The 15,556-nt window shown below is 48.2% G+C and carries 11 protein-coding genes and 1 pseudogene; 8 read left to right on the top strand and 4 right to left on the bottom strand.

The features are described 5' to 3' along the window. Positions 1-121: 121 nt before the first annotated feature. Positions 122-565: pseudogene (locus tag JMX98_RS11100) on the bottom strand (RNA-guided endonuclease TnpB family protein); the annotation flags it as partial. 169 nt (positions 566-734) lie between these two features. Then, positions 735-1,271 (bottom strand): gamma carbonic anhydrase family protein, encoded by a 537-nt coding sequence (locus JMX98_RS11095; protein WP_100749255.1) that lies wholly within the window; start codon positions 1,269-1,271, stop codon positions 735-737. A 448-nt stretch (positions 1,272-1,719) separates the two neighbouring features. On the opposite strand from JMX98_RS11095, the gene carA reads away from it, so the two are divergent. From carA to JMX98_RS11060, 7 genes are all read left to right on the top strand, one after another. Continuing rightward, positions 1,720-2,952, top strand: coding sequence for a glutamine-hydrolyzing carbamoyl-phosphate synthase small subunit (carA, locus tag JMX98_RS11090; RefSeq protein ID WP_201586663.1), 1,233 nt, complete (start codon positions 1,720-1,722; stop codon positions 2,950-2,952). Between the two features lie 167 nt (positions 2,953-3,119). Further along, positions 3,120-6,383: a carbamoyl-phosphate synthase large subunit gene (gene carB, locus JMX98_RS11085; protein WP_201586656.1), complete on the top strand. Its 3,264-nt coding sequence runs from the start codon at positions 3,120-3,122 to the stop codon at positions 6,381-6,383. A gap of 409 nt (positions 6,384-6,792) precedes the next feature. Next, entirely contained in the window at positions 6,793-7,272 is a 480-nt protein-coding gene (gene greA, locus JMX98_RS11080; protein ID WP_201586650.1) for a transcription elongation factor GreA, read from the top strand. Positions 7,273-7,683: 411 nt separating this feature from the next. Beyond that, positions 7,684-8,550: a hypothetical protein gene (locus JMX98_RS11075; protein ID WP_227680144.1), complete on the top strand. Its 867-nt coding sequence runs from the start codon at positions 7,684-7,686 to the stop codon at positions 8,548-8,550. Positions 8,551-8,756: 206 nt separating this feature from the next. Further along, positions 8,757-10,025: a putative DNA modification/repair radical SAM protein gene (locus JMX98_RS11070; protein ID WP_201586649.1), complete on the top strand. Its 1,269-nt coding sequence runs from the start codon at positions 8,757-8,759 to the stop codon at positions 10,023-10,025. Positions 10,026-10,037: 12 nt separating this feature from the next. Then, on the top strand, positions 10,038-10,910 hold the full coding sequence (locus JMX98_RS11065) for a TIGR03915 family putative DNA repair protein (protein WP_201586648.1): 873 nt from the start codon (positions 10,038-10,040) through the stop codon (positions 10,908-10,910). 40 nt (positions 10,911-10,950) lie between these two features. Beyond that, positions 10,951-12,417 carry a glycosyltransferase gene (locus tag JMX98_RS11060; RefSeq protein WP_227680143.1) on the top strand — a complete coding sequence of 489 codons (1,467 nt, stop codon included), beginning with the start codon at positions 10,951-10,953 and terminating at the stop codon, positions 12,415-12,417. A gap of 13 nt (positions 12,418-12,430) precedes the next feature. Here the strand turns inward: JMX98_RS11060 and JMX98_RS11055 are convergent, their stop codons facing one another. Together JMX98_RS11055 and JMX98_RS11050 are read right to left on the bottom strand one after the other, a co-directional pair. Continuing rightward, positions 12,431-13,222 carry a cupin domain-containing protein gene (locus tag JMX98_RS11055; RefSeq protein ID WP_227680142.1) on the bottom strand — a complete coding sequence of 264 codons (792 nt, stop codon included), beginning with the start codon at positions 13,220-13,222 and terminating at the stop codon, positions 12,431-12,433. After that, the gene (locus JMX98_RS11050; RefSeq protein ID WP_201586647.1) at positions 13,197-13,937 is read right to left on the bottom strand and encodes a gamma-glutamyl-gamma-aminobutyrate hydrolase family protein; all 741 of its coding nucleotides are present in this window, start codon (positions 13,935-13,937) and stop codon (positions 13,197-13,199) included. Before JMX98_RS11050 ends, JMX98_RS11055 begins: the two co-directional genes overlap by 26 nt. 274 nt (positions 13,938-14,211) lie before the next feature. Here JMX98_RS11050 and JMX98_RS11045 point away from each other — a divergent pair, with 274 nt between their 5' ends. Then, positions 14,212-15,555: a glutamine synthetase family protein gene (locus JMX98_RS11045; RefSeq protein ID WP_201586646.1), complete on the top strand. Its 1,344-nt coding sequence runs from the start codon at positions 14,212-14,214 to the stop codon at positions 15,553-15,555. Position 15,556: the final 1 nt, after the last annotated feature.

Here is a 15,556-nt window from a genome sequence, read left to right as displayed (position 1 = left end):
TGGGCATAATCTCTTACACAGTGTCTAGACACTAAGGTTATACTCATACTCTCAATGCTCATGAATAATTACTTTATTTTATCAACTTTCGTTGGCAGTATTAAGCGGTTATTCAAGATACAAGGTTATAGCTGTCCCATAGGTCTATTGTGAGCTTTTGACGGTTAGCGAGGCTAAATTGCAGGGTCGATTTAAGGCTTTTCTTGCCTGACTGACGGGTTGCTAGGTGCTTAATCGCGGTCTTTTTAAAAGGAATCCAGCCCAAACTTCTTCTCTTAGCGTTTGGGTTGTTGGTGCGCCAGTTGAGTTTGGTTTTTTTAAACTGTTTACGAGCCTTGGCATGGGTTTCGGTCACTGCTTGCAAGGTTTGGCTGTGCAGATTTAGGTATTCACCCGCCCCTTTGGTATAAGCGGCCAAATCATAAGCTGAAAAGAATTTGCCTGTACACTTAAGATGTTTAAAACTAAGCTCATTGACGTAATTCCAGACAAAATTAACTGCACCAGCTAAAATATTTAGCTGAGTGGCGTGTTTGTCTTTGATGCGTAGCTTGAGCGTTTTCATGGATTAATTATGATATTAATGCAGCTGGGTATCAAGGTATTCGCAATATTGAGCGACAATGGGTGACGCCTGATATCTACGCCCTAGAAGGATGTGGTTTTACGGCGTTAGATGATAAAATGAGAAACGACAAAATGAGCCACTCATATCCGCCATTTATTACTTCTTATCATTCAGGCATGGCTATTTCTTTGAGGCCAGTTTTAAACTTCTGACAGCGCTCACTATAGTGCATGGCCGATAGTTTTAACATCGCTGCTTGCTCATCCGTTAGGGTTTTCACCACTTTGGCCGGTGCGCCCATGACCAGTGAGTTGTCTGGGATTTCCTTACCTTCTGTGACTAAGGCTTTGGCACCGATGATGCAGTTTTTACCGATTTTGGCATGATTGAGCACCACCGCACCGATTCCGATTAAACTATTATCGCCAATCTCGCAGCCGTGCAACATTGCCAAATGCCCAATCGTCACATAGTTACCTATTTTGACTTCGATACCTGCATCGGTATGGATGACGCTGTTTTCTTGTACATTACTATAGTCACCGATATGAATGCGCTCGTTGTCACCGCGAATCACCGCACCAAACCAGACGCTGGCTTGATGCCCCAAATACACATCACCAATCACTTGTGCGCTATCAGCCACCCAGCCATGAAAGGGGCTCGCAAATTCAGGGGTTTTGTCTATATACTGGTAAATCATAACGGTTCCTTGTCCTACTAAAAAACGCTTCGGTTAATTGGTCGATGTTGCGGTTCATGATGTTACGACTCATTGTGGCAAAGACAACTGTAGAAATCCAGCGCTATTCATCGTAGCCGCTCGCCCATCTGGCCAACTTAATTCTGACAACTTGGCACAGCGCTTGTGCTGTGTTAAAAATCAGCTGGCTATCTGCGTCTACATTGTATATAATGCGCAAAATCTGTGCCTAAGCGAGCGGACATGATGCAAGTTACCTATTCACTACCTAGTGAGTTTTGTAGTTTCCATCGATAATGTCTTCTCGCTTTTTTGTGGGCAACTTTTGTGTGCAGCCTATATTTTTCTTGAGGTTTATTATTCCCAAGACCTTAAAAACAAAGGCTTTACACCGACAGCCAACCACAAGCATCGTCACAGAACTCACAAATAATAGCGGAGGCAAACCTTGAATTCATCGGCAGAAATACAAGCAATTTTGGCACTAGCAGACGGTACGATCTTTCGCGGTGTCAGTATCGGTAGCCTTGGTCATCGTGTCGGTGAGGTGGTGTTTAATACAGCCATGACAGGGTATCAAGAAATCCTAACTGACCCAAGCTACGCGCGCCAGCTGGTCACCCTTACCTACCCGCATATCGGTAATACTGGTACCAACAGCGAAGATACCGAATCTGGCAACGGCCACCAAGTCTGGGCCGACGGTCTTATCATCCGCGATGCCACCATGGCAACCTCCAACTTCCGTAATTCTCAGTCGCTCAGTGACTATCTCCAAACCCATGACACCGTCGCCATCGCTGAAATCGATACACGCCAGCTGACCCGTCTACTGCGTGATAAAGGTGCACAAAACGGCTGTATCATGACCGCCTCTAATGGTGAGACTATCAGCCGCGATGACGAGCAACAAGCCATTAAACTGGCACAAGAGTTTGCCGGTATCAAAGGCATGGACTTGGCAAAAGAGTGCTGCACTAAAGAAAACTTCGAATGGACAGCGGGGACGTGGGATTTGTCTGACACACTGCTAAACCGTGATGCACCCGGTAGCCATGATAGCGGTACAGGCGGCTTTTTTAAGCAGCTTGGCACTCACATCGACTCTAAATACAACGTCGTCGCTTATGACTTCGGTAGTAAAACCAACATCCTGCGTATGCTGGTCGACCGCGGCTGTCATGTGACGGTGGTACCAGCGCAAACGCCGATTGCAGACGTACTGGCGATGAATCCAGACGGTATCTTTTTATCCAATGGCCCCGGCGACCCTGCCGCCTGTGACTATGCTATCGACGCGGTACGTCACATCATCACCGAGACAGATATTCCGACCTTTGGTATCTGCCTAGGCCATCAGCTGATTGGTTTGGCCAGCGGCGCTAGCACCATCAAGATGAAAACTGGTCATCACGGTGCCAACCATCCTGTACAAGATTTGGCCACAGGGACGGTGATGATTACCAGTCAAAACCATGGTTTTGCTGTCGATGAAGACACGCTACCTGACAACGTCAAATCGACTCACCGTTCACTGTTTGATGGTACCAACCAAGGTATTGAGCTGACCGACAAGCCAGTATTTAGCTTCCAAGGTCACCCAGAGGCCAGCCCTGGCCCGCATGATGCTGCGCCGCTGTTTGATAAGTTCGCTGAGATGATGGCAGCTGCTAAATCTTAAGCGGCCAAAGATTAAATAATGGATATTGACCCATAAATAATAAATATAACGCTTGAAGCACCGAGGGTGGTTCAAGCTACACCATATCAAACACGATAAGCTGAACTGACAATATCGTTATATTATAGATTACTCAAAATATCACCCAAACGAAGGTAGCCCTAACTATGCCAAAACGTACCGACATAAAAAGCATTCTTATCATTGGCGCAGGCCCTATCGTCATCGGCCAAGCATGTGAGTTTGACTACTCAGGCGCGCAGGCGTGTAAAGCGCTACGCGAGGAAGGCTACCGCGTCATCTTGGTCAACTCAAACCCTGCGACCATCATGACCGACCCTGTGATGGCCGATGCCACCTATATCGAGCCAATTACTTGGCAAACAGTCGAGCAAATCATCGCCAAAGAGCGCCCCGATGCTATTTTGCCGACGATGGGCGGCCAAACGGCGCTGAACTGCGCGCTGGATTTGGACAAGCACGGCATCCTTACCAAATATAACTGCGAGCTGATTGGCGCGACCAAAGACGCAATTGAGATGGCAGAGGATCGTGAGCTGTTTGACCAAGCCATGAAGCGTATCGGCCTTGAGTGCCCACGCGCCGAAACCGCTGAAACCATGGAAGAAGCCTTTGCTACCCAAGAAAAAATGGGCTACCCATGTATCATTCGTCCGTCATTCACCATGGGCGGCTCAGGCGGCGGTATCGCCTACAACCGCGATGAATTTATCGAAATCTGCGAGCGCGGTTTTGATTTATCACCCAACCATCAGCTGCTTATCGATGAATCACTCATCGGCTGGAAAGAGTATGAGATGGAAGTGGTGCGTGACAAAAACGACAACTGCATCATCATTTGTGCAATTGAGAACTTTGACCCCATGGGCGTACACACGGGCGACTCTATCACTGTCGCGCCTGCGCAGACTTTGACCGATAAAGAATACCAAATCATGCGTAATGCCTCGCTTGCGGTACTGCGTGAGATTGGCGTCGAAACTGGCGGCTCAAACGTGCAGTTCGGTATCAACCCAGACACGGGCCGTATGGTCGTCATCGAGATGAACCCTCGCGTATCACGCTCGTCTGCCCTTGCCTCAAAAGCCACGGGTTTTCCGATTGCCAAAATCGCTGCAAAGTTAGCCGTTGGTTATACCCTAGACGAATTGCAAAATGACATCACAGGCGGCAAGACGCCAGCTAGCTTTGAGCCGGCGCTTGACTATGTCGTCACCAAAATCCCGCGTTTTAACTTTGAAAAATTCCCACAATCGGACAATATCCTCTCGACGCAAATGAAGTCAGTCGGTGAAGTCATGGCAATCGGCCGTAACTTCCAAGAGTCCGTGCAAAAAGCCCTGCGCGGCATGGAAACAGGCCCAGACGGCTTTGATGAGCAAATCGATTTGACAAAAGTACCGGCTGACAAAGCGCGTTCTGAGATTATCAACCGTCTAACCATCCCAACGCCTGAGCGCATTTATTATCTGGCTGATGCCTTCCGCGTCGGTATGAGTGTCGATGACGTCTTTAATTACACCAAAATTGACCCATGGTTTTTGGTACAGATCGAAGACATCGTCAAAACTGAAGCACAGGTTAAAACCTTAGGCTTTGGCGGCTTAACTGAACAAAACATGCGTAGCTTTAAGCGTAAAGGCTTATCAGACCTGCGTTTGGCCAAGCTGCTCGGCATATCACAAAAGCAATTACGCAAAAAACGCTGGGATTTAGCCATTTATCCAGTCTACAAGCGCGTCGATACCTGTGCGGCAGAATTTGCCACCAGCACCGCCTACATGTACTCAACTTATGACAGCGAATGCGAGGCCAACCCAACCGATAAGAAAAAAATCATGGTGATCGGCGGTGGTCCTAACCGTATCGGTCAAGGGATTGAGTTTGACTATTGCTGTGTCCATGCTGCCCTCGCCATGCGCGAAGACGGCTATGAAACCATCATGGTCAACTGTAACCCAGAAACCGTCTCGACCGATTATGACACCTCAGACCGCCTCTACTTTGAGCCAATCACGCTAGAAGATGTGCTAGAGATCGTCCGTATCGAAAACCCAGACGGCGTCATCGTGCAGTTTGGCGGACAGACACCATTGAAACTGGCGCGCGCGTTAGAATCTGCTGGCGTAAAAATCATCGGTACCAGCCCTGATGCCATCGACCGCGCTGAAGACCGTGAGCGCTTCCAGCACATGATTCAGCAGCTAAACCTCGTGCAGCCATCAAACGCGCTAGCGACCAGCCTAGAAGACGGCTTGGTGAAAGCCAAAGACGTCGGCTATCCGTTAGTCGTTCGCCCATCATACGTCTTGGGTGGCCGCGCAATGGAAATTGTCTATAACGAAGACGAGCTAAAACACTACTTGCGTACCGCTGTACAAGCATCAAACGAAGCGCCCGTCCTATTAGACCGCTTTTTAGATGATGCCATCGAAGTCGATGTCGACTGTGTTTGTGACGGCACTGATGTGGTGATCGGTGGTATCATGCAGCATATCGAACAAGCAGGCGTCCACTCTGGCGACTCTGCATGTTCATTACCGCCTTACTCATTATCGGATGAGCTTTGCGATACCATGCGTGCGCAGACGGTAGCGATGGCAAAAGAGCTTGGCGTGGTCGGCCTAATGAACGTCCAATTCGCGGTAAAAGGTAACACCGTTTACATTCTAGAAGTGAACCCACGTGCCGCTCGTACCGTGCCGTTTGTCTCTAAGTGCATTGGCACCTCATTGGCGCAAGTGGCAGCGCGCTGTATGGCTGGCACGTCATTAAAAGATCAAGGCTTTACTACCGAGATTGTTCCTTCGTTTTACGCAGTAAAAGAAGCGGTCTTCCCGTTTGCCAAGTTCCCGGGGGTCGATCCTATCTTGAGCCCTGAGATGAAATCGACTGGTGAGGTCATGGGCGTTGGTAAAACCTTTGGCGAAGCGTTTTATAAGGCCATTATCGGTAGTAACGAGCGCCTGCCAGGCCTGCCTGTTGAAGGCGAAACCAAAACGGCCTTTATCTCGGTTCGTGATAGCGACAAGGCACAAATCGCCCCTATCGCGCGTCAGCTTGCTGATTTTGGCTTTAATATCGTCTCAACGACGGGCACGCAAAAGGTGCTCAGCGAAGCCGGTATTGCCAGCACTCAGATCAACAAAGTCACCGAAGGTCGTCCGCATATCGTTGATGCCTTGAAAAACGGCAAAATCGACCTTATTATAAATACGACCGAGGGCAAGCAGGCGCAAGAGGATTCATTCTCTATCCGCCGCAGCGCGCTACAGAATAAAGTGTTTTATGTCACGACCTTAGGTGCAGCGGATGCTGTCTGTAAATCTTATGCCATCGACTTGCCATTTGATGTCTATAAGCTACAAGATTTGCACGAGCAAGCAAAGGTGGTTGACGCGGCCCAATAATTTCAGTAGATTAAGCATTATCGTCAAGCAAATAAAACGCAGCGACAAAACGTGTCAAGCGTTTTGATACGACAATAATGCTTGAGAAGACGTTTACCAAGATAGACCCAAAAAGCATAGTGGCTAAACTGCGACTATGCTTTTTATTATGTAAGATCACGCGCGCATCTGCCCGTTGGTAAATGCGCCGACCCATGATCTGTTTAGCCTTTTCGTACCATGTACAAAGATCAGCAGAGCCAGTCAGACATGAGTAAGGACTACCCGTCGTAGCCTGCGCTGCGTTTGCCACCGCTCATCGTATCTTTATGCTTGATACAATATAACTCTTTATATATCAAACCCATTGCAACAACACAGACACCATCTCATCTGAGGTGGTGTGGTGTTATTGGTTTAAGGAAAAAACATGCAACGTTACCCCATGACTCCCCAAGGACACGCGGCGCTAGAAGCCGAACTAAAACAGCTAAAAAGTGTCGATCGCCCTCGTATCACCGCCGCCATCGCCGAAGCCCGCGAGCACGGTGATCTAAAAGAGAACGCTGAATACCATGCGGCACGCGAGCAGCAAGGGTTTTGTGAAGCGCGTATTCGCGACATCGAAGCCAAGCTCGGCGCCGCACAGGTCATTGACCCGACGACCTTGCCAAACGATGGCCGAGTGGTATTCGGTGTGAGCGTAGTCATCGAAAACATGGATACCGAAGAAGAAAAACAATACAAAATCGTCGGTGACGATGAAGCGGATTTTAAAGCAGGCAAAATCTCTGTCAACTCACCCATCGCTCGCGGTCTGATTGGCAAGTTTGAAGGTGATGAAGTACGTATCGAAACGCCAAAAGGTGTGGTGGAGTACGAAATCATGAAAGTCATCTATGAGCAATAGCGCCCATTTTTATCTGCTTAGGGCGTGTTGAAAATTCAACCATAGCACTGAAAGAGACTATTTGTGAATGTTCAACACGCCCTAATAAGTAGCAGGTATTATAGAAGCCTTTTTTATAGCAGTTACACAATGCCACTTTTATACTTAATTTGTTTTGCCGCATAATCATGACAAGTTTGCGTGCAAATCTCAAGTAAAGTGGCTCATTGATGCACTATTATTCAAAATAATGACGGCTTGATAGTTAAATAGCGCAGTTAAAGCGTGATTATAATTGACTGTCATCAGTACTCGATACCTCCGTTATTTGGCATGTATTACCGTGTCATTTAGCGGGGGTTTTGTTTAGGCCGTTACCTTTTGCCGCTTTATGATTGGTGATATTGACTGTTATTTTTTAAGGAGTCTTTTATGAGCTTGACATCGATACCTGTGGTTACTACCCACAAAACCATCCCCCAAAAAGCATCTGTAGCGATGGCGGTTTCTCTTTTTTTTACCGGTGCATTACTTGCGGCCAACTTAGTACATGCTGCGCCTGAAGTGACCATCAACGCATCTGCTGGCAGTAGCACGACCGTCGTTGAGCAGTATGCTGATGGCAAAACAGCCACTATTACAGCAACGCCCAACGGTATTACGATGAAAGACGGTATGCCCTATGCGGTCACGCAAGTGACCACAGTGCCACGCTATACGGTGCACCAAAGTGGCAACGATACGGTCGTGACCCAAGGCCGCACCACGGTCACTAGCGTACCTGTCACCGAACAGCCGACCCAAAAAACCAGCCGCGTCGATGTCATCACCGCTCCTACGACCACCGTCGTGACAAACCCGCCAGCAACGACGCAAATCGTATCCACCTCTGTAGATACCTTGCAATTGACGCCAACTTTTAGCACGCCTGGCATTGTCAATGCACAAACCAAGGTCATGAAGATATTAAAAAACAGCGATGGCCGCGAAATAGCCGTACCTGCCAACCATATCGCCCCAGGCGATGTGATTGAATATCACACCACTTATCTCAATACCACCGCACAACCCGTCACTGACATCAATGCCATGGTTTCTCTGCCAAATGGCGTGCAATGGCTGTCCTTAAATAGCCCGCTACCCACGCAGGCCACCACTGGCGGCGACAGCTATCAGACCATCCAGCAAGTTGGCAATACCGTGGTCATCAAAGAAAACTATTCTGGTCTTAAGTGGAATTTGGCTAACCTAAGCCCAAATGCTACTCAGACCGTTGTCATACGGGCAAAGGTTCAGTAAAGATTATATTTTAGAGTCTGGTTATTTAATCACTCTGAAAATGATAAAAGGTCTTGCTGGCTCATTTTATAGTCAGCAAGACCTTTTTATGACGTATCTTGCGACACTATCTGACGTTTTGTTTTGTATATTATCCTATAAATACAACGACTTAAGCCTGATTTTGCTAAAATACATACCTATAAATGATTTGGTAGATCACGCTTATGGCAACCATCAATTATGAACGACTACAAGGCAAGCTTAATATTTTGGCAGATGCGGCAAAATACGATGTGTCTTGTTCCTCCTCCGCTGGCACGCGCAAAAATCAAGGCGGTGGCCTCGGTGATGCCTCAAAGACAGGCATTTGCCACAGCTATACCGAAGACGGTCGCTGCGTCAGCTTGCTCAAAATCCTCTTAACCAATCACTGTATATACGACTGTGCTTATTGTACGTCACGTAAAAGCAATGACACCCCGCGCGCCGCCTTTACAGTGGAAGAAGTGGTGGATTTGACCATGCAGTTTTATCGCCGTAACTATATCGAGGGGCTGTTTCTCAGCTCAGGCATCTTTAAAAATGGCGACTACACCATGGAGCGACTGGTCGAGGTCGCCAAGATACTGCGTACTCGTGAGCGCTTTAACGGCTACATTCATCTAAAAACCATCCCCGGCGCGTCAAAAGAGCTATTGTTAGAAGCGGGGCTTTATGCAGACCGCTTGAGCGTCAATATCGAGATTCCTACCAAATCAGGGCTGGCGTTGCTCGCTCCAGAAAAATCTCACGACGAGCTAAAAGCGCCGATGCAGACGGTAAAAGAAGAAATCGTCACGATTCGTGAGAGCCGTAAAACCCATAAAAAAGCCCCCAAATTTACCCCAGCTGGTCAAACCAGTCAAATGATAGTTGGGGCTAGTAACGAGACAGACTTACAAGTGATTCAGCTATCGAGTCATTTTTATCAAACTTATGATCTCAAACGCGTCTACTACTCAGGGTACGTGCCGATGCTCTCTGACAATCGCCTGCCAGCGATAGGCACGCCGGTGCCCATGGTGCGCGAAAACCGCCTTTATCAAGCGGATTGGCTAATGCGTTTTTATGGTTTTGGCGCGCATGAAATCGTAGAGCCTGAGTCGCCATTTCTCGATTTAGACTGTGATCCAAAGCTCGCTTGGGCTATCCGTCATCGCGAGCATTTCCCTGTCAATATCCAAACGGCAAGCTACGAGATGATTGTACGCATCCCAGGTATCGGTACCAAAACCGCCAAAAAGATTGTGACAGCGCGTAAGTTTAATCAGTTGACCCTTTATCATCTCAAAAAAATGGGCGCGGCGGTCAATCGTGCCAAATATTTCATCGCCACCACTGGTAAAAACGAGCATCTCGCCCATCTGACCCGTGAGAACTTCCGCCAATATGTGCTGGCGCAAACACAGACCAAATATAAGGATCAGCGTAGTGGGCAATTAGCACTGTTTTAAAAAGGAGCATATATGCTAGAGCTGGCCCCAAACACCGCGTACCCTGTTGGTCAATTGGCACCCAGTATTGTGCTTTATGAGCCAAGTTTTGAAGGGTGGTTAAGTGCTGTCTTCTATGTTTATGCTAATAAATTACATGACGATGAAGCACTACAATTAATTGCCCAAGACTGTTATGTACCCTCATTGATTGCTCAAGCAACCAGCGTTGTGCCTAATGAGGAACATGCTGAGCGCGTGCTAGTCAAGCTAAACCAGCTGCTCGGCCGCTCAGGTATGCGCAACTTACTGTGGGGGTTTTTATCAGAAAAAGAGCACATCGGCACAACGTTATTTTGGGTGGTCAAATACGCCATCGATTATCCCAATCGCCATATCATGCAGGATGTCGGCAATTTGCATGTGCTCGAGCTGGTGCAAACGGTCAAATCTGTCGGCCGTGAAAAACACCGCATGGAAGCCTTTGTGCGCTTTGAGCACACCACCGATGATATTTACTTCGCCCGCGTGGAGCCGGACTTTAATGTGTTGCCACTCATAGGTGAGCATTTTCGGCAGCGCTATCAAGACCAGCATTGGGCGATTTATGATATAACGCGCGGCTACGGCATTTATTATGACAAAAGCAACAGTACAGCCACGCGCCCTGCCGCCTTGCAGACCATCACCGATCTAGATGATGCCGTCCTGCGCCGCCCTGCCAGCATTCATAGCGCAGATGAGCGGCGCTATCAGCAGTTTTGGCAAGGCTACTTTACCAACGTCAATATAACTGAGCGCAAAAACCCACGCCTGCATCGGCAATACTTACCGCAGCGCTACTGGAAATACTTGAGCGAAAAACAAATACTACCCAATGCCGAGCATATCCAAAAGCGGCGCTAATGTTTTTTCGTTCCCATCCTTTATCTTCGTGGTTGAGTTTTTGCCACTTTTAACTGACAATAGCAACTTAATATTTGATTTGGTGACCCTCGCTGCTATGAAAGTGATGCGCTTATTATCGTCTTTAAAGCATGATGAATCCGAGCGCGGTATTTTTCATCTTGGCCGCGCCTTGGTCAAAAACGGGCACACCTCTATCATCGTCTCAAGCGCCGATGAAGAAAACGATCTGGTCAAACGTCTCAAGCGTGATGGCAACCATTATCATCAGCTGCACATGAACAAAAAATCATGGCTGTCGTTGCTGCGCGTCAACGCCCTACGCCATCTGATCGAAAAATACGACCCCGATGTGATACATTTGCACTCGCGTACGCCTGCATGGATACTACATCTGGCCTTACGCCGCACGCGCCTAAAGCGCATGCCCAAGCTGGTGTCGACCATGTACGGCTTTTATCCGATCAATAAATACTCCCAAGCGCTGCTCGATGTCGACGTCATGATTACTGTCTCCGATAGTGTCACCAACTACCTAAAAAAAGGCCTGCGCCGAGAAGACGCAGGACCCAAGGTCATCAAACGTATTTACCGCGGCGTCGACACCCGCCGTTACCCTTATCGGCACAATCCATCTGTCTATTGGCTACGGCACACCTTTGCCGAGTATCCTGAACTTGAGCACAAAAAATGGCTGGTATTTCCCACCGTCATTGGTAATGAGTATGGTCAAGAGTGGCTGATTGATATTTTGGGCAATTTGCAGGAGCAATTTCCCAATATTCATGTCATCATCATGGACGATGATTATAGAGATGGTGACGTGGTACACGAGGACTTTCGGCAGCGTACCAATACACTTGGGCTGGCCGAGCGCATCACCTACGTGGGTAGCAAGCGCAATGACATGCGCGAGTGGCTATCAGCGGCCAATATCGTCATGGCGCTCGCCAATGAGCCTGAGTCTATTGGTATCAACGCCCTACAAGCGATTCACCTAGGCACCCCCGTCATTGGCTGGGATCAAGCGGCATTCAGTGAGATATTACAGCCGTTATATCCGCAAGGGCTGGTCAAAGAGTACAATGCCAAGGCACTTTGTAAAGCGGTTCGCAATCAGCTAGAGAGTGTCACGCGCCCTGAGATGACCACCAAATTTACCATGCGTGAGATGATTGAGGCGACTCTTGAGGTTTATCAATCACTGTATGACGCATCACTGGCTGAGGAGCAAGCGGCACAGGACGCCGCAGCGGTCAAACGAACCAATAAAAGCATTAAGCGAGTAGCAAAATCCATTTCTGAGTCTACTTATGTAAAAATCGACCCAATCGATAGCCATACAAAAATTAAGCTGAGTAAAGAAAAACCCAAGCCGAAACCAGAAACACCGTCACAGCCAGAGTTAGAGTCAGGGCCGACCACTTTAGATTCAGACACTTTACGTTCAGACGCTTCAAGCGCTAAGGCAGCAGACGACACAGTATCAAACAACAACCCACCATGACAGCAGCGCTGACTTAGTAAGTCGTCGGCGTGTGCGCACTGACGATACGGGTGATACTGTCGCTTGGGTTAATAAAAGTATGTGGCTTCATCGTATCGATCACATAGCTGTCACCTTGATTGAGCAGATAGGTGGTCTCTTCGACACGGATCAAAATCTTGCCTTCAATAACCGTGCCGATCTCCTCGCCCTCGTGGGCGATTTTTTCTTCTGTCGAACTATTAGGCTGATAAGTCTCAATCAAAAACCCCAAGTTTTTTGTGGTGCTGCAGTTATACACTTGTTTTAGCGACACCCGACTACCCGCCTCACTCAGCTCTAGCAAGTCTTTTGGTGTGACCACCACACGGGCTTTTGGCTCTTTCCACTCATCACTAAAAAACGTGGTCAGATCAGAGCCAAGCACAGTCAAAATCGCCTTTAGCGTATTGACCGCTGGGCTAACTTTGTTGCGCTCTATAGAGCTGATAGAGGTATTGGTCAGCCCTGCCAGCTTGGCCAGCTTGCGCTGTGAGTAGCCTTTGGCCAAGCGTAATTGGTTGATTTTTTTGCCGATATCTTCTTCAACAGACGCCTCTGTCTCGGCGGGCGCGGCGCTCGGCAGACTATCGTCTCCTGCGTCATCATCGCTGCAAACACTGTCGTCATCGGCCCCCTTATCATCGCCTTCATTATCGATTCCTTTACTGGCATCGGCATCGATATTCGCCTCATTATCGGTATCGGTACTGGCGTTACAGCTGGCATCAGGGGTGTTGGTATCTCTAGGATCTTCTTCGTTATTCAGTGCGTTGTTTGCTGGCATAGTGAATAAATTCCGTGAATAGAAACTTGGACAAGTTGTCTTTTTCATAGTTTAACTCAGGATGCCACTGCACACCAATCATAAATGGATGCTCAGATAAGCTTATCGCCTCGACTAGGCCATCAGGTGCCAGCGCCTCTACCAACAAGCGCTCACCGACTTTATTGATGGCTTGTTTGTGCAAGGAGTTTACATGCCATTTTTTGCCAAACGCCGCCAGCCTACCTGCAGGCTCGATGATGACGTCATGGACGGGCTGATACTGCACTTCGAGCGGCTGACTGCTGTCTTCTAAGTGCGGCTCATAAAACCCTTCTACCTCGCGCCAATCAGGGTGAAGTGTGCCTTTAAAATGAACATTCATCTCTTGCAGACCACGGCACACTGCTAGCAGCGGCGTGTTTGTCTTGTCGGCGTAGGCGAGCAGCTTAAAACTCAGCTCATCGCGCCCAAGATCTTGCTTGGCTTCGCGGTGCGTCGCTCCGTACCGCGTCGGCGCCACATTGCTATAACTGCCCGTCAATAAGATCCCATCGACCATAGCCAATAACGCCTCAAAGTTGCTGCTGTCCGCTGCGGTATTTGGCAGTAAGATGGGGTTGCCGCCGTAGAAGTTTACCGCATCGATGTATTTTTGATATACCGCTTGTGAGGGCTGACCGTCGATCATTTTGTAGCATGACACGATAGCGATAATCGGTTTGGCGTTTTTCATAATTGCGTTCCTTTGTCCGTCGCTTTATCTAGGCAGATATGCTCTCTTACCTGATGCAATCCTTTGTTTAGCTAAAATCTAACACAACTTCTCATAAAATGTAAACTATAAAACTCAATATAGGATGTATTAATATAAAAACCATCAAAGTTAGCGATTTTACGATAATTTTAAATAAAAATTGACAACTATAGTTTTCATGCATATATTGGAAGTTATCAGCAACGGAGTAATCACAACCGCAGTAACAATAAAATTCATAGGAAGAATAGACATGACGACAACCAATGGAATGGTCGAATCTGACAATAACACCGAATACGTTTATGTGGCCGCTGGTGACATTAATGGTTTACTTCGCGGGAAACGCATTCCTTTTAATCAGATGGAAAAAGCAGAAAATGGTGCGATACGCTTACCGCTGTCGATCTTAGGCGTCGATATCTGGGGTGCTGATGTCATCGAATCCTCTCAGTGCAACGGCGATATAGACGCCATTGCTCGTCCTACCGGCCGCGCCGCCTACCCGTTACTCAACACCAGCGCCCCGTCAGCGCTACTACCAGTCTGGCTATACACCGAAGACAATGAGCCTTATTATGGTGACGCCAGACATGTACTCGATCACATCAGCAAAAAATTCAAAGCGCTGGGCCTGACGCCGGTGATGGCGACAGAGCTAGAATTTTATTTGGTCGACTATACCGAAGGCGAAACCCCCAGACCGCCTATCAGACCCAAAAGCGGCCTACGTCTCAACAAAACCTCCATCCTCAGTATCAATGATTTGCTGCAGTTTGATGAGTTTTTAGATGAAGTCTATGCCCAGTGCAAAAAGCTTGATATCCCTGTCGATGCCGCCTTGGCCGAAAACGGCTGTGGTCAGTTTGAGATAAACCTACTACACGTCGACGACCCATTAAAGGCCGCTGATGATGCGATATTGTTTAAACAAGTGGTCAAATCTGTCGCCGCCCGCCGTCAGCTGACAGCAACCTTTATGGCAAAACCGTTTGGCCTGCAGTCCGGCAATGGGTTTCATGTACATTGCAGCTTGTTGGACAAGGACGGTAATAATATCTTTGACGATGGCACAGATGAAGGCTCTGACATGTTGCGTCATGCGGTCGCAGGCCTGCTCAAAACCATGGCCGACTGTACCCTGCTCTTTGCCCCGCACGTCAACTCTTATCGCCGCTTCACCCCCGGTACCCTTGCCCCCAACAATATCTCATGGGGCTACGAAAACCGTACAGCCGCAGTCCGTATCCCTGGTGGCGATACAAAAGCGCGCCGTATCGAGCACCGCGTCTCTGGCGCTGATGCCAATCCTTATCTGGTTTGTAGCGCCGTGCTCGCAGGGATGCTCTATGGTATCGAAAACAAGCTGGCCGCGCCTGAGCCTATCAACAGCATCACCTATGACGATACGGAGCTCAAGACCCTACCCCTAGATTGGTTATCAGCCATTCGTAAGTTTGAAAGTAGCGATATCATTGACGCTTTGTTTCCACGCGAGATGATCGAGCTGTTAATCGCGGTCAAAAAGCAAGAAGCCAAACGCTTCGCCCAGCAAGTCACCAATCTTGAATACCTCACCTATTTACAGGATGTCTGAT

Source organism: Psychrobacter sp. HII-4 (genome assembly GCF_904846595.1).
Lineage (GTDB): Bacteria > Pseudomonadota > Gammaproteobacteria > Pseudomonadales > Moraxellaceae > Psychrobacter > Psychrobacter celer.
This window is presented reverse-complemented; position numbering and strand designations above follow the sequence as displayed.

Bases quoted from the DNA above. Each gene is read 5' to 3' on its own strand.
- JMX98_RS11055 (WP_227680142.1), bottom strand. From the start codon at position 13,222: ATGCCAGCAAACAACGCACTGAATAACGAAGAAGATCCTAGAGATACC.
- carB (WP_201586656.1), top strand. From the start codon at position 3,120: ATGCCAAAACGTACCGACATAAAAAGCATTCTTATCATTGGCGCAGGC.
- JMX98_RS11050 (WP_201586647.1), bottom strand. From the start codon at position 13,937: ATGAAAAACGCCAAACCGATTATCGCTATCGTGTCATGCTACAAAATG.
- JMX98_RS11095 (WP_100749255.1), bottom strand. From the start codon at position 1,271: ATGATTTACCAGTATATAGACAAAACCCCTGAATTTGCGAGCCCCTTT.
- greA (WP_201586650.1), top strand. From the start codon at position 6,793: ATGCAACGTTACCCCATGACTCCCCAAGGACACGCGGCGCTAGAAGCC.
- JMX98_RS11045 (WP_201586646.1), top strand. From the start codon at position 14,212: ATGACGACAACCAATGGAATGGTCGAATCTGACAATAACACCGAATAC.
- JMX98_RS11075 (WP_227680144.1), top strand. From the start codon at position 7,684: ATGAGCTTGACATCGATACCTGTGGTTACTACCCACAAAACCATCCCC.
- JMX98_RS11065 (WP_201586648.1), top strand. From the start codon at position 10,038: ATGCTAGAGCTGGCCCCAAACACCGCGTACCCTGTTGGTCAATTGGCA.
- JMX98_RS11070 (WP_201586649.1), top strand. From the start codon at position 8,757: ATGGCAACCATCAATTATGAACGACTACAAGGCAAGCTTAATATTTTG.